At 68.3% G+C, this 13,478-nt stretch carries 14 protein-coding genes; 9 read left to right on the top strand and 5 right to left on the bottom strand.

The annotated features are described in order from the left end of the window. Nucleotides 1-23: 23 nt before the first annotated feature. The 7 genes from WS89_RS07180 to WS89_RS07150 all read left to right on the top strand — a co-directional run bounded on the left by WS89_RS07180 (nt 24) and on the right by WS89_RS07150 (nt 7,656). Nucleotides 24-815: an ABC transporter ATP-binding protein gene (locus WS89_RS07180; protein WP_059498742.1), complete on the top strand. Its 792-nt coding sequence runs from the start codon at nt 24-26 to the stop codon at nt 813-815. Nucleotides 816-822: 7 nt separating this feature from the next. Next, entirely contained in the window at nt 823-2,316 is a 1,494-nt protein-coding gene (locus tag WS89_RS07175) for an HAL/PAL/TAL family ammonia-lyase (RefSeq protein ID WP_059790189.1), read from the top strand. Between the two features lie 50 nt (nt 2,317-2,366). Continuing rightward, a complete protein-coding gene (gene hutC / locus WS89_RS07170) occupies nt 2,367-3,122 on the top strand; it encodes a histidine utilization repressor (RefSeq protein ID WP_059498740.1) in 756 nt (251 codons plus the stop codon). A gap of 394 nt (nt 3,123-3,516) precedes the next feature. Beyond that, the gene (locus WS89_RS07165) at nt 3,517-4,866 is read left to right on the top strand and encodes a reverse transcriptase family protein (RefSeq protein ID WP_059790186.1); all 1,350 of its coding nucleotides are present in this window, start codon (nt 3,517-3,519) and stop codon (nt 4,864-4,866) included. 324 nt (nt 4,867-5,190) lie between these two features. Then, nucleotides 5,191-5,520 (top strand): H-NS histone family protein, encoded by a 330-nt coding sequence (locus WS89_RS07160; RefSeq protein ID WP_034208901.1) that lies wholly within the window; start codon nt 5,191-5,193, stop codon nt 5,518-5,520. Nucleotides 5,521-5,806: 286 nt separating this feature from the next. Next, nucleotides 5,807-7,054: an MFS transporter gene (locus tag WS89_RS07155; RefSeq protein ID WP_059790184.1), complete on the top strand. Its 1,248-nt coding sequence runs from the start codon at nt 5,807-5,809 to the stop codon at nt 7,052-7,054. Next, nucleotides 7,051-7,656 carry a hypothetical protein gene (locus tag WS89_RS07150; RefSeq protein ID WP_059790182.1) on the top strand — a complete coding sequence of 202 codons (606 nt, stop codon included), beginning with the start codon at nt 7,051-7,053 and terminating at the stop codon, nt 7,654-7,656. The genes WS89_RS07155 and WS89_RS07150 overlap by 4 nt, the downstream gene beginning before the upstream one ends. A gap of 184 nt (nt 7,657-7,840) precedes the next feature. Here WS89_RS07150 and WS89_RS07145 read toward each other — a convergent pair whose 3' ends face one another. Further along, nucleotides 7,841-8,821, bottom strand: coding sequence for a bifunctional helix-turn-helix transcriptional regulator/GNAT family N-acetyltransferase (locus WS89_RS07145; protein ID WP_059790180.1), 981 nt, complete (start codon nt 8,819-8,821; stop codon nt 7,841-7,843). Between the two features lie 173 nt (nt 8,822-8,994). Between WS89_RS07145 and WS89_RS07140 the strand changes: the two genes are divergently transcribed. After that, entirely contained in the window at nt 8,995-9,477 is a 483-nt protein-coding gene (locus WS89_RS07140) for a sugar ABC transporter ATPase (protein WP_257128147.1), read from the top strand. A gap of 355 nt (nt 9,478-9,832) precedes the next feature. Here the strand turns inward: WS89_RS07140 and WS89_RS07135 are convergent, their stop codons facing one another. The 4 genes from WS89_RS07135 to WS89_RS07120 are packed head-to-tail and all read right to left on the bottom strand — an operon-like array spanning nt 9,833 to nt 13,293. After that, nucleotides 9,833-11,008: an ABC transporter ATP-binding protein gene (locus WS89_RS07135; RefSeq protein WP_059790176.1), complete on the bottom strand. Its 1,176-nt coding sequence runs from the start codon at nt 11,006-11,008 to the stop codon at nt 9,833-9,835. After that, nucleotides 11,005-11,658: an ABC transporter permease gene (locus tag WS89_RS07130; protein WP_059790173.1), complete on the bottom strand. Its 654-nt coding sequence runs from the start codon at nt 11,656-11,658 to the stop codon at nt 11,005-11,007. The genes WS89_RS07135 and WS89_RS07130 overlap by 4 nt, the downstream gene beginning before the upstream one ends. 10 nt (nt 11,659-11,668) lie before the next feature. Further along, nucleotides 11,669-12,580, bottom strand: a complete 912-nt coding sequence (locus WS89_RS07125) for a glycine betaine ABC transporter substrate-binding protein (RefSeq protein WP_059790171.1) — start codon at nt 12,578-12,580, stop codon at nt 11,669-11,671. Then, entirely contained in the window at nt 12,577-13,293 is a 717-nt protein-coding gene (locus tag WS89_RS07120) for an ABC transporter permease (RefSeq protein WP_059790169.1), read from the bottom strand. The genes WS89_RS07125 and WS89_RS07120 overlap by 4 nt, the downstream gene beginning before the upstream one ends. Between WS89_RS07120 and WS89_RS07115 the strand changes: the two genes are divergently transcribed. Next, nucleotides 13,280-13,474, top strand: a complete 195-nt coding sequence (locus WS89_RS07115; protein WP_257127588.1) for a hypothetical protein — start codon at nt 13,280-13,282, stop codon at nt 13,472-13,474. The genes WS89_RS07120 and WS89_RS07115 overlap by 14 nt on opposite strands. Nucleotides 13,475-13,478 lie beyond the last annotated feature (4 nt).

Genomic DNA, 13,478 nt, shown 5'->3' with positions numbered 1-13,478 from the left:
CCCGTCCTTTCAGAGAGAATCCGATGAACACCCCTGCTCCCGTTGCGCTGTCGGTCAGAAACATCCACAAGTCGTTCGGCGATCATCATGTGTTGAAGGGCATTTCGCTCGACGCGCACGAGGGTGACGTCATCTCGATCCTCGGCGCGAGCGGCTCGGGCAAGAGCACGTTCCTGCGCTGCCTGAACCTGCTCGAGACGCCCGACGACGGCTCCGTCGCGCTCGCGGGCGAAGCGCTGGCGATGAAGCGCGCGCGCGACGGCAAGCTGCATCCGAGCGACCGGCGCCAGGTCGACCGGATCCGCTCGCAGCTCGGGATGGTGTTTCAGAACTTCAACCTGTGGTCCCACATGACGGTGCTCGACAACCTCGTCGAGGGGCCGCTGCGCGTGCAGAAGCGCAGTCGCGCGGAGGCGGTGGAGGAAGCCGAGGCGCTGCTCGCACGCGTCGGTCTCGCGGACAAGCGCGGCCACTATCCCGCGCACCTGTCGGGCGGCCAGCAGCAACGGGTCGCCATTGCCCGCGCGCTGGCGATGCATCCGAAGGTGATGCTGTTCGACGAACCGACGTCGGCGCTCGACCCCGAGCTGGTCGGCGAGGTGCTGCGCGTGATGCGCTCGCTGGCGGAGGAGGGGCGCACGATGCTGGTCGTCACGCATGAAATGGGTTTTGCGCGCCACGTGTCGAACCGCGTGATGTTCCTGCATCAGGGCGAGGTCGATACGGACGGGACGCCCGACGAAGTGTTCGGCGGGCAGACCTCCGAGCGCTTCCGGCAATTCGTGTCGAGCCACCACGACCGCACCGCGAACTGAGGCTGCCATGACCGTATTCCGTGCGGCGCAGCCGCTCGACTGGCGACAGGTTGCGGCCGTGGCGGCCGGCGAGCCGCTGGCGTTGGCCGACGATGCGCGCGCGCGCGTCGTCGCCGCTCGCGAACTCGTCGACGAGATCGTCGCGCGCGGGATTCGCGCATACGGCGTCAATACCGGCGTCGGCGCGCTATGCGACGTGATCGTGTCGCCGGCACAGCAGAGCATGCTGTCGCACAACATCCTGATGAGCCACGCGGTGGGCGTCGGCATGCCGCTCGGCGCAGCCGAAACGCGCGCGATCATCGCGGCCGCGATCAACAACTATGCGCACGGGCATTCGGGCGTCCGCGCCGACGTCGTCGAACAGCTCGTCGCGCTGCTCGAGCACGATTGCCTCCCCGAAGTGCCGGCGCACGGCTCGGTCGGGTATCTGACCCACATGGCGCACGTCGCACTCGTGTGCGTCGGGCACGGCCATGCGCGCCATCGCGGCGAACGCGTGCGCGGCGACGAGGCGCTGCGGCGCATCGGCCGCGAACCGCTGGTCCTCGGCGCGAAGGAAGGGTTGAGCCTGGTCAACGGGACGCCGTGCGTCACGGGGCTGGCGGCGTTGGCGCTGGCCCGCGCCGAGCGGTTGCTCGACTGGGCCGACTGGATCGCGGCGATGAGCTTCGAGAACCTGGGCGGGCAACTCGCCGCATTCGATCCCGCTTCGCTCGCGTTGCGGATTTCGCCCGGTATCGGGCAGGTCGGCGCGCGTTTGCGTGCACTGCTGGCGGACAGCGGCATGCTTGCCGCGGCGAGCGGCCGGCATACGCAGGATCCGCTCAGCCTGCGCACGATTCCGCACGTGCACGGCGCGGCGCGCGACGTGTTCGACGTCACGGCGGAGGTCGTCGATCGCGAACTCGCGTCCGTCACCGACAATCCGATCGTTGCCGGCACGCGAGAGGCGCCGGCCGTGCATTCGCAGGCGCATGCGGTCGGCGCGGGCATCGCGCTCGCGATGGACAGCCTCGCGGCGGCGATGGCCCAGGTCGCGGCGATCGCCGAGCGGCGTCTCGACCGGCTCGTGAATCCGCTCGTCAGCGGGCTGCCGGCATTTCTTGCCGCGCCGGGAGGCAGTTGTTCGGGTTTCATGATCGCGCAGTACACGGCGGTCGCGCTGGTTGCGCAGAATCAGCGGCTTGCCGCGCCGGCGAGCCTCGACGGCGGCATCACGTCGGGGCTGCAGGAAGATCACCTGTGCCATGCGACGCCGGCCGCGCTGAAGGCGCTCGACATCATCGAGAATACGACGCGCGTGCTCGCGATCGAGCTGCTGGCCGCCGCGCAGGCGTACGACCTGCAGCCGGACGAAACGGGGCGGGCCGCACCGACCGACGCGCTGTGGCGGCACGTGCGCGCACGCGTGCCGGCGTATCACGACGACCGGCCGCTTGCGGACGATATCGCGATCGCGGCCGGCATCGTCGCCGGTGTGCCGCCGCCGTTGCAGTGACGACGGTCGAGGACGGGCCGATCACCCACCATTCATTCGGTCGAGGGCGCATGAGCGAAACGGAACGCAGACTTTCCGCACGGCAGGCGTTGACGTCGGCCGACACCGTACCGGCGCGGGCGTTGCCGGCCTATCAGCAGATCAAGCGCTACGTCGTCGAGCGGATCGCGAAGGGCGACTGGAAGCCCGGCGCCGCGATCCCGACCGAGGCCGAGCTGGTCAAGGAATTCGGCGTGGCCCGGATGACGGTGTCGCGCGCGCTGCGCGAACTGACGGCCGAGCGCGTGCTGACGCGCATCCAGGGGGCCGGCACGTTCGTCGAGCGCCGGCATTACGAATCGACGGTGCTGGAGATCCGCAACATCGCGGACGAGATCGCCGAGCGGGGCCATCGGCACAGTGCGCGCGTCCTGCTGATCGAGCGCAGCGTCGATCCGGACGCGATCGATGCGCTCGGCCTGCGCGCCGGGCCCGTGTTTCATTCTCGTATCGTGCATTACGAGGAGGGCGAACCGATCCAGTTCGAGGATCGCTACGTCAATCCGGCCTTGTTTCCCGCGTATCTGGAGCAGGACTTCACGATCGAGACGCCGAATCATTACATGGTGCGCCTGGCGCCGATCCAGCGTGCGGAGTTCCGGATCTACGCGGAGAAGCCCAATGCGCAGGTGCGTCGGCATCTCGTGATGGAAATCGGTGAACCGTGCTTGCTGCTGCGACGCCGTACGTGGGTCGGCGAGCAGGTCGCCACGTCGGTCAGGCTGTGGCATCCGGCGTCGCGGTTTCATCTGGCGGGCACGATGTAGGGAAACAGGGCGGGCTTGGGCGGAGCGGACCGTATGCCGCTTCAGCGGGCGATGGCCGATGCAGTCGCATGGGTCGTGATGGAGCCCTGCCGTATCTGCATCGAAAGGCGATACACTGCGCGGGTTGCCGGCGCGCATAAGCGCGACGCCGCCGCGCATCGCGCATCGTCCGGCTCGATTTGACACCTGGCGGCGCCGGCCGTTAAAGTCGCCGACGCGGGGCGGTGGGTCAAGCACACGCCCGGAACAGGCAGCCGATGTTCCAGGACTACGGGGCTACCCCGTGGATCAGATCGATACTCCGATGCGTCGCAAGGGGATCCGTTGCGCGTCGCGCAACGCGGCCCCTCGCAGTACCGGCCACGTTGACTCATCGTCCCGCCCATCTCGATCCATGCATTCATTCCTGCGCGACACCACCCGCACGATTGCCGAGGCGATGCTCGCCGGTCCACCCGAACGCGACGGCGTCGTCGCCCGGCTGGCCGCCGTGCTCGGCGAAGCGCCGTCGTGGGTGCACGAATGCGCGAACCTCGCGCTCGTCCGCTTCGGCACGCACTGGGCCGATACCGACACCGACGTGCTCGCGGCGGTCCTGGCCGAGGCGCCCGCGTTCGTGCGCGCATGGTATGGCGACCGTCGGCCGGTGGTGATCCGCATCGTGCGGCGGCCGCTGGTGCAGCGACCGTTGCCGGCACCGCTCGCCGGCTGCGACGTGCCGCAATGGTCCACGCCCGGCGATCTCGCCGGCTGGCTCGGGGTGAGCACGCCGGAACTCGACTGGCTGTCCGATCATTGGCGCGTCGACGCGCGCGGCAGCGCCTCGCCGCTGCATCACTACACGTACGTCGCGGTCGACAAGCGCAGCGGCGGATGCCGCCTCGTCGAAATCCCGAAGGGGCGGCTGCGCGAAGCGCAACGCCGCATCCTGCACGGGCTGCTCGATCGCATTGCGCCGCACGGCGCGGTACACGGTTTTCGCAAGGGGCACGGGATCGTGTCGTTCGCGGCGCCGCATGCGGATCGCGATGTCGTCGTGCGCTTCGATCTCGCGGATTTCTTCGTGTCGGTGCGCGCCGCGCGCGTCCATGCGCTGTTCGCGACGCTCGGGTATCCGGCCGAAGTCGCGCGTACGCTCACCGGGCTGTGCACCAATCGCGTGCCGTCGGCGCGGCTGCTCGCGCCGGACTTGCGCGACCGGTTCGACTGGATCGGCCGCCAGCGCTATCGCGAACGGCATCTGCCGCAGGGGGCGCCGACGTCGCCGGCGCTCGCGAACCTGTGCGCATTCCGGTTCGACATGCGGCTTGCCGCGCTCGCGCGTTCGCTCGATGCGACCTACACGCGCTATGCGGACGACCTCGCGTTTTCCGGCGGCGGCGCGCTCGCGCGCGACATCGGGCGGTTGCAAGTCCGGGTCGCCGCGATCGCACTCGAGGAAGGCTTCGCGCTGCAATTGCGCAAGACCCGTGTGATGCGGCGCGGCACGCGGCAGCAACTGGCCGGCGTGGTCGTCAATCGTCATCCGAACCTGCCGCGCGACACGTTCGATCACCTGAAGGCCATCCTGACCAACTGCATCCGGCGCGGCCCGGCGTCGCAGAATCGCGACGCGCATGCGGATTTTCGTGCGCATCTGGCCGGGCGCGTCGCGCATGCGACGGCGCTGAATGCGGCGCGCGGCGCGAAGTTGCGCGCGCTGTTCGACCGGATCGCATGGGAGGCCGGCGGCGCGGACCGCTGAACCGTCGGGCCCGCGTCGATTCCGGTCGGCAACTTCTGCATCGCGACGCCGCGCACTGCTATCATTCGCGCCATGCCGCGCCCGTGCCATGGAGCGGCGAATCATTTGCCGCCACCGCTCGCCCGTGCATGCGTCGCGGCGTGCCGCCCGCTGCCGGCCTGGTCCTGTCTGTCGGTGACGCACGACGTCGTTTCGTGCGCATCGCGCAAATCTTGCCGGCTCAGGTGGACGATTCACCTATTTGACAGCCCCGATCGGTGAGACTTCATGGTAGGTTCGGCCATCGGAGCTTTTTGCAAAAACATGCCCAAAGAGGATGAATACATGACCCAGGCCCTGCAGGAACTCGAAGCACAACTTCGGGACCTGAACATCAAGCTGTCAGAGGCAAAGCAGAAGGAGAAGCAAGCTGCGCTCGCGGCTTTCAAGGAACAGGTCGAGCTGTTGGGAATTTCGCAGCAGGAAGTGCTGAGCGCGCTCGGCTACATCGTTCAGCGCAAGCGCAAGGCGCCTGCCAAGTACTACGATCCGTCTACCGGCCGCTCATGGTCGGGGCGCGGCCCGCGGCCGAAATGGCTCGATGGCAAGGATCTCGAAGCGCTCGCCGTCGACCGCGGGGCCAAGACCTGGTGGCCGGGGGACGATCAGGGCTGAAGCCCGCCACGCCGCAAGGCCATCCGGCGCCGTCCGGTTCGCGTACGCGGGCCGGACGGCAATCCCCCGCCGGCCGGCCGTCTTTCATCCGGTGTCCGGCCTGATCGCGACATCGCCGGCCTCGCCGCCGCACCGGATCCACGTTTTTCCTTTCCCTTTTCTCTTTTTCCACGCGTTTTCCGCCGTTTTCCCGCCAGCCGTCCGGCCAGCGCGGGCAGGACGCGTCGCCTCCGTCGTTCGCGGGCACAGGCCTTAGAATGTCGCCGGACATTCGTGGCAGGACACCATGGCAGCAAACATGAAATCTTCGGCGCTCGGCGGCCCGTCGGCCCCGCGCGTGGAGCCGGTCGGCGCGTACGCGTGGAAAGCGCTGGCCGGGTCGGCGATCGGCTATGCGATGGACGGCTTCGACCTGCTGATCCTCGGCTTCATGCTGCCGGCGATCGCGGCGGCGCTGCACCTGACGCCCGGGCAGGCCGGCGCGCTGGTCACGTGGACGCTGATCGGCGCGGTTGCGGGCGGCATCGTGTTCGGCGCGCTGAGCGACCGCTACGGGCGCGTGCGCGTGCTGACCTGGACGATCCTGCTGTTCGCGGTCTTCACCGGCCTGTGCGCATTCGCGCAAGGCTTCCAGGATCTGCTCGTCTATCGCACCATCGCGGGCATCGGCCTCGGCGGCGAGTTCGGGATCGGCATGGCGCTCGCGGCCGAAGCGTGGCCGGCCGGCAAGCGCGCCCGCGTGTCGTGCTACGTCGCGCTCGGCTGGCAGGCCGGCGTGCTGCTGGCCGCGCTGCTGACGCCGTTTCTGCTGCTCCACATCGGCTGGCGCGGCATGTTCGTGGTCGGCGTGCTGCCCGCGCTGCTCGCCTGGGTGATGCGCAACAAGCTGCACGAGCCGGAAGCGTTCGTGCAGCGCGCGACGCAGCCGAAGCCCAACGCGTTCCGCATGCTCGTCGCCGACGGCCGCACCGCGCGCACGAGCCTCGGCATCGTGATCCTGTGTTCGGTCCAGAATTTCGGCTACTACGGAATCATGATCTGGCTGCCGACCTTCCTGTCGAAGCAGATGGGTTTCTCGCTGACGAAATCGGGGTTGTGGACGGCGGCGACCGTCGTCGGGATGATGATCGGCGTCTGGGTGTTCGGCCAACTGGCCGACCGCATCGGCCGCAAGCCGACGTTCCTGCTGTATCAGCTCGGCTCGGTCGTGACGGTCGTCGCGTATGCGCGGCTGTCGGACCCGACGGCGATGCTGTGGGCCGGCGCGCTGATGGGCATGTTCGTCAACGGGATGGTGGGCGGCTACGGGACGCTGATGTCGGAAGGCTATCCGACGGCCGCACGCGCGACCGCGCAAAACGTGCTGTGGAACATCGGCCGCGCGGTCGGCGGCTTCGGTCCGGTCGCGGTCGGCGCGCTCGCCGCGCACTATTCGTTCCAGACGGCCATCGCGCTGCTCGCCGGCCTCTACGTGCTCGACATGGTCGCGACGCTGTTCCTGATCCCCGAGCTCAAGGGCGTCGAGCTCGAATGAGCGCGGTGCGCGCATGCGCCGCCACGATTTCACCGCAAACCACGATGCAACGGAACAACAGGACGATCGGCGTGATGGGTTCGGGCAAGGAGCCGTGGCTCGCGTTTTCGGAGCCGCTCGGCGCGTGGCTCGCGCAGGCCGGGTTCAACCTGCTGACGGGCGGCGGGCAGGGCGTGATGCTGGCGGTCGCGCGCGCGTTCGCCAGCGTGCCCGGCCGGGCCGGCCGATCGATCGGCATCCTGCCGACGCAGGCCGATCCGGTCGCGGGCTTCGTGCCGCTCGACGGCTATCCGCATCCGTTCGTCGACATTCCGGTCCTCACGCCGCTGCCGCGCCGCGAGCCGGGCGCGGCGCCAAACACGATCAACCGCAACTACGTGAACGTGCTGAGTAGCGACCTGATCGTCGCGCTGCCCGGCGGGCACGGTACGGCCGAGGAGATTGCGCTCGCGCAGCGCTGGCGCAAGCCGCTCGTCTGCTTCGGGCCGGACGGTGCGTTTCGCTCGCTTGCCGCGGACGCGGTGTGCACGTCGTCGCTCGACGACGTGATCCGGTTCGTCGGCGATACGTTTGCGGCGGAGCAGGCGCAAGCAGGCCGGTAGTTCACGGGATCGCCGCGATTGCTTTCGTCGGGACGCGCGTGTGCGGTGATCGGCCTGCCGGGCGGCCCCGTCGGGGAAATCGCTGCGCGGATGTTTCCGGTTTTTTTCCTGCAATTCGCGGGTCGAACCTGTCACGCGGCGCGGGAACGACGGCGACAGACGACGCGACGACTGGCCGCCGATTTCAACGGCCGGACGGCCCGGGCCGGCTGAAGCGCTGCTCGACCACCTCGGTCCCCCACTGCGTACCCGGGCACTCGCTCGTCAGCGCAAAGCCGAACGACTCGTACAGATGGCGCGCGGCATCGAGCCCCTTGAAAGTGCACAGATAGGTCTCGCGAAACCGGTGATCGTCGACGAAGCGCATCGCCAGCGTCATCAACTGGCGTCCGACGCCCGAGCCGCGCAACGCGTCGTTGACGATGAACCAGCGCAGGTGCGCGACGCCCGTCGCCGGGTCCCCGTCGATCGCGAGCGACGCGAGCGTGCGGCCGTCTTCCTGGCACAGCCACAGCGCCTTGCCGTCGGCCGGCAGCGCGCCCGCGAAGGCGGCCAGCTCGGTCGCCACGCGTTGTTCGAAGAAGGCGCCGAAACCCCAGTGTTCCGCGTAGAAGCGTGCATGCAGGCTGGCGATGTCGCCGATGCAGCCCGGCTGGTAGCCCTCGCGAATCGACGGCGCGTCGGCGGGCGCGACGGGCGCCCTGGCCGCGTTGTCCTGGGCGAGCGCATCGGCATACAGCGCGAGCGAACGCAGCAGCACCTGCTGGTCGGCCGGCATCATGCGACGCAGCGCATTCGACACCTGGTCGGTCGCGAACGTGTCGATTCGTTTCCGAAGCTTTTTGCCTTCGGCGGTCAGGTACAGCTCGATCGCGCGCGCATCCTCGCTCGACACGCGCCGCTCCACGATCCCGGCCGCTTCGAGTCGCGCGAGTTGCCGGCTCGTGTTCGATTTGTCGAGCCGCAGGATGGCGCCGAGATCCTTCGCGTTGATGCCGGGTGCCATCCCGATCTCGAGGATCGCGTGCACGGCCGACGGCGCCCAGTCGCTGTCGGCCAGCGTCGCCCGCATGAAGCCGAGCTCGCGCACCAGTTTGCGCGAGAAGTCGCGCAGCTCGAGGATGGTCGCGTCGCGCGGCTTGGCCGGCGCGTCGATGAGGTCCATGAACGGCTCCTGAAAGTTGCGTATCGCAATCAATAATAGTTGCGGGTCGCAACCTTGGCAAGGCGGATTTTGAGAGGGCGCCGCTTTTTCGGGGTGGTGCTTCCGTGCGGTCGACGGTCGCGCGGGCGAGGTGCGGGCGACGAACCGGGACGGGGCGACTGGTATCGAAGCGGATGGCCGGGCGTGGAGAAGCGGCCGCATACTGGGCGGAGCGGACCACCCGCAAGCAGGGGCGTCGACCGATCGTCGATCGACGACTGCGGACCACGGAGATCACCATGAACAAGCTGTTACCGATGACGATCGCGTTGCTTGCCGGGGGCGGTATCGGGCCGGCGCCGCTCCACGCGGCCGACACCATGGATGCGCCGCCGTGCAGCGCCGCGCATTCGGCGGCTCGGGGTGAAGGGGGCGCCGCGATGCCGGGCGCGTCGGTTCGCAGCTTCTCGACCGCCGGCTGTTCGGGCGCGGTGTTGCAGGGCGACCGGGCCACTGCGACCGTCGACGGCGACAAGATCGAGTTGCGCGACGGCGTCGTCTATGTGAACGGCCGGTCCTACGGCGCGCTCGCGCCTGGGCAGACGGTCGAATACGAGGCCGCGCGCGAGCGGCGCACGTTGAAGGTCGACGGAAAGATCCGTGCGCCGCTGCGCTGACGTTTGCCGGTTCGGCACGCCGGCATGGGGTTTCCCGATCGGCGTGCCGGCGCCTTCAACTTGCTAATGTGCGCCTGTTCGATCCGCGTCAGCCGGCCGTCGCTGAGCCGCACTTTGCGCTCGACCCACGCCGCGTCGACGCACGGCAGCACGGCTTGAGCAGTTCGCGCAGCGGCGTCAGGCCGCACGACAGCCGATCGCTCGTGTCGATTCAATTCAATTCCCGATTCGTTTCGGGCTACCGATTTTTCGACGCACGATCCGAACGAACACGATCGTCGTTTTCTGCAACGGGCGGCATCGATTCGGTTCGTTTCCCGAGACCGGTGCGACGAAGCGCCGGCCCGGGCGCGACTCAGGGCGAGGCGACCGCGGCCGCCGCATCGGCCGGACTGCCCGGCGGCTGGCCGGTTTGCCGGCGCGACCGGCCGGAGCTCAGGTATGCGGCGATCGAATCCTGCGTGATCTCGCCGAGCCATGCCCCGTCGGCGTCGAGCACCGGCATCCACGACACACTGTACTGGTACATCTTCGACAGCACGATGCGCAGGTTGTCGTCCGCTGCGACGCCGGCCGGGAACGGCGTCACGCGTTCGCCGCACACGCCGCCGTCGGTGCGTGCCGCGCGGCGCGTCACGTAGCCGAGCGCCCGGCCCGCGTCGTCGAGCACGGTCAGGTAGCGGCAGTCGGTTTCGTCCATCACCGCCAGCGCGTGCGCGAGCGGCGTATCGACGCGCGCCGTTTCGGGCTGCGTCGCGGCGTCGCCGGCCTTCACGAGCAGCAGGCGTTTGAGCGTGCTGTCCTGACCGACGAACTGCGCGACGAACTCGTCGCGCGGGCGGGCGAGCAGCGTGTCGGGGTGATCGTACTGAACGAGCTGGCCGCGCCGGAACACGGCGATGCGATCGCCCAGCTTGATCGCTTCGTCGATGTCGTGGCTCACCATGATCACGGTCTTGTTCAGTTGCCGCTGCATCTGGAAGAACTCGTTCTGGATCGATTCGCGATTGATCGGATCGACCGCGCCGAACGGCTCGTCCATCAGCAGCACGGGCGGATCGGCGGCCAGCGCGCGAATCACGCCGATGCGCTGCTGCTGCCCGCCCGACAACTCGCGCGGATAGCGTTTCAGGTACAGCTTCGGATCGAGCGCGACCATCGACATCAGGTCGCGCGCGCGTTCGGCGCAGCGCTTCTTGTCCCAGCCGAGCAGGCGTGGCACCACGGTGATGTTCTCCTCGATCGTCATGTTCGGGAACAGCCCGATCTGCTGGATCACGTAGCCGATGTGGCGCCGCAGGTCGACTTCGTCCAGTTGCGCCGTATCCTCGCCGTTGATGAGCACGCGGCCCGACGTCGCGGGGATCAACCGGTTGATCATCTTGAGCGTGGTGGTCTTGCCGCAGCCCGACGGGCCGAGGAACACGCAGATTTCCCCTTCGGGCACCGACAGGCTCACGGAGTCGACCGCGCGCACGGCCTGGCCGTCCTTGCGTGTGAAGGTCTTGGTCAGTTTGTCGAGTTCGATCATGTCTTCTGCACTCCCTTCGGTGTCAATGCACGTTGCAGCATCTGCAGCAGCCGGTCGGCGACGATCGCGAGCAGGCTCACGAGCACCGCGCCCACCAGTAGTTTCATCATGCTGCTCTGCCCGATTGCACGCAGGATCAGCGTGCCGAGGCCGCCCGCGCCGATCACGGCGGCGATCGTCATCACGCCGATGTTCATCACGACGGCGGTGCGCACGCCCGCGAGAATCACGGGCACCGCCAGCGGCAAGTCGACGAGACGCAGGCGTTGCCACGACGTCATGCCGATGCCGGTGCCGGCTTCCTTGATTCCCGCATCCACGTTGTGCAATGCGAGGTAGGTGTTGCGCATGATCGGCAGCAGCGAGTAGAGGAACACAGCGGTGATCGCGGGCGCGGCGCCGATGCCCTGGCCGAAGCGGGAGAAGAACGGGATCATCAGGCCGAACAGCGCGATGGACGGCAGCGTGAGCACGAGCGTGGCGAGGCCGAGCAGCGGCCCGGCCAGCCAGTCGTGACGATTGATCAGGATACCGATCGGTACGCCGGCGACGATCGCGCAACCCACGGCGATCGCGACGAGCCATACGTGCTGCAGCGTGAGCTGCAGCAGCTCGGGCCAGCTCGAAGCGAGATAGTCGAATACGCTCATCGGTCCTCCTTCAAGGTAGCGGGTGGGCGCGCAGGAACGCATCGGCGACGTCGCGCGGCGATCGGCCGTCGAGGTCGACCGCCTTGGCCATCGCCTGCATCGCGTCGTTGTCGAGCACGGCCGACAGTGCGTTGAGTTGCGTCGCGAGCTTCGGATTGCGCTCCAGCGTGGCCTTGCGGACCACGGGCGTCGCGTTGTACGGCGGGAAGAAGTGCCTGTCGTCCTCGAGCGGCACGATGCCGAAGCCCTTCACGCGTCCGTCGGTCGTGTAGACGAGGCCGATCTGCAACTGGTCGTTGTGCAGGGCCGTATAGACGAGCCCCGGATCCATCTGTTTCAGTTGGGCGCGGCTGAACTGCATGCCGTAGGCGGCGAGCAGCGGCTTCAGGCCGTCGGGGCGGTTCGCGAATTCCGCGTCCATGCCGAATACGTAATGCTTCGCGGCCGGATCGGTCTTCAGGTGCTCGGCGAGCTGCGACACCGTCCGGATGCCGGTAGCCTGCGCGAGCCGGCTCGGCAGGCCGATCGCGTAGGTGTCGTTGAGCGGCGAAGCATCGAGCCACACGAGCCCGCGCGGCACGTCGAGCGCCTTGACGCGCCGGTACATTTCGTCGGGCGACAGCTTGTCCTGGATCTTGTTGTAGACGAGCGCCGCGGTGCCCGTGTAATCCCACATCAGGTCGAACTGGCCGTTCTCCAGCGCGCTGCGTGCGAGCGTACTGCCGAGGCCGGCGCGGACTTCGACGTCATAGCCGCGCGAGCGCAGGTATTGCGACGTGAGTTCCGCCAGCACGTATTGCTCGGTGAAGTTCTTCGCGCCCAGCACGAGCTTCGCGGCGAATGCCGGGGTGCCGGCTGCGACGCACAGCGCGCCGGCGATGCCTAGCCGCGCGATCGATCGAAGGATGCGTTGAAGCGTCATGCGGCGCCTCCGTGGCGTGCGAGCCAGCGACGGCTGCCGGCCGCGACGACGCCGTCCAGCACCAGTGCGAGGATTGCGGTGAGCGACGCGCCGAGCAGCAGCAGCGGCTGGTTGTCGAGGTAGATGCCGGGGAAGATCAGCGAGCCGAGACTATCCGCGCCGATCAGATACGCGAGCGGTGCCGTCCCGACATTGATCGCGAGCGCGGTGCGCACGCCGCCGACGATGATCGGCAGCGCGTGGGGCAGTTCCACGCGGACCAGCGACTGCCAGTCGGTCATGCCGATGCCCTTGGCGGCTTCGCGCAGCGCGGCCGGCACGTTCTTCATGCCTTCGTACGCATTGCGCGTGACGGGCAGGAGCGACGCGAGGAACAGCGCGACGATCGCGGGCACGTCGCCGATGCCGAAGATGCCGAGTGCGATGGCCAGCACGGCGAGCGACGGGATCGTGTTGCCGATGTTGAAGACCTGCATGAAGCGCTCGGCCTGATGCCGGAATCGCGGCCGGCTCAGCAGCACGCCGGCCGGCACGCCGACGGCGATGGCCAGTGTCATCGAATAGACGACCAGCAGCATGTGCTGGCCCGCGTAGTAGGCGAGATCGTCCGAGCGCTGATGGAACGTTTCGGCGCCGATGCCGCGCGCCAATGCCCATCCCGCTGCGACGATTGCCACCAGGCTGCCCACCAGTTGGACAGTGCGTCGAGTCATGAAGATACGCCTCCTCAATCCGGTGCGGCGCGCGCACGCGCACGCCGCGATGACGCCGAATGGCGTCGCGATGGAAGTTCGTGATCCCGGCATGGCCGCGATTGAACTGACGGAAACAGTGCTGCCGGCTGCACCGAGATGCGGCTGGCGGTCGGGTGAACGCGACGACGCGTTCGTCTGATTGT

The organism is Burkholderia sp. MSMB1072 (assembly GCF_001524725.1).
Lineage (GTDB): Bacteria > Pseudomonadota > Gammaproteobacteria > Burkholderiales > Burkholderiaceae > Burkholderia.
Note: the sequence above shows the minus strand (reverse complement) of the source record. Positions and strands in the feature narration are given on the sequence as shown.

Excerpts from the sequence above, each read along its gene's own strand:
- WS89_RS07165 (WP_059790186.1), top strand. The coding sequence starts at position 3,517 with ATGCATTCATTCCTGCGCGACACCACCCGCACGATTGCCGAGGCGATG.
- WS89_RS07160 (WP_034208901.1), top strand. The coding sequence starts at position 5,191 with ATGACCCAGGCCCTGCAGGAACTCGAAGCACAACTTCGGGACCTGAAC.
- WS89_RS07130 (WP_059790173.1), bottom strand. The coding sequence starts at position 11,658 with ATGAGCGTATTCGACTATCTCGCTTCGAGCTGGCCCGAGCTGCTGCAG.
- hutC (WP_059498740.1), top strand. The coding sequence starts at position 2,367 with ATGAGCGAAACGGAACGCAGACTTTCCGCACGGCAGGCGTTGACGTCG.
- WS89_RS07150 (WP_059790182.1), top strand. The coding sequence starts at position 7,051 with ATGAGCGCGGTGCGCGCATGCGCCGCCACGATTTCACCGCAAACCACG.
- WS89_RS07145 (WP_059790180.1), bottom strand. The coding sequence starts at position 8,821 with ATGGACCTCATCGACGCGCCGGCCAAGCCGCGCGACGCGACCATCCTC.
- WS89_RS07180 (WP_059498742.1), top strand. The coding sequence starts at position 24 with ATGAACACCCCTGCTCCCGTTGCGCTGTCGGTCAGAAACATCCACAAG.
- WS89_RS07135 (WP_059790176.1), bottom strand. The coding sequence starts at position 11,008 with ATGATCGAACTCGACAAACTGACCAAGACCTTCACACGCAAGGACGGC.
- WS89_RS07120 (WP_059790169.1), bottom strand. The coding sequence starts at position 13,293 with ATGACTCGACGCACTGTCCAACTGGTGGGCAGCCTGGTGGCAATCGTC.
- WS89_RS07140 (WP_257128147.1), top strand. The coding sequence starts at position 8,995 with ATGGCCGGGCGTGGAGAAGCGGCCGCATACTGGGCGGAGCGGACCACC.
- WS89_RS07155 (WP_059790184.1), top strand. The coding sequence starts at position 5,807 with ATGGCAGCAAACATGAAATCTTCGGCGCTCGGCGGCCCGTCGGCCCCG.
- WS89_RS07125 (WP_059790171.1), bottom strand. The coding sequence starts at position 12,580 with ATGACGCTTCAACGCATCCTTCGATCGATCGCGCGGCTAGGCATCGCC.
- WS89_RS07175 (WP_059790189.1), top strand. The coding sequence starts at position 823 with ATGACCGTATTCCGTGCGGCGCAGCCGCTCGACTGGCGACAGGTTGCG.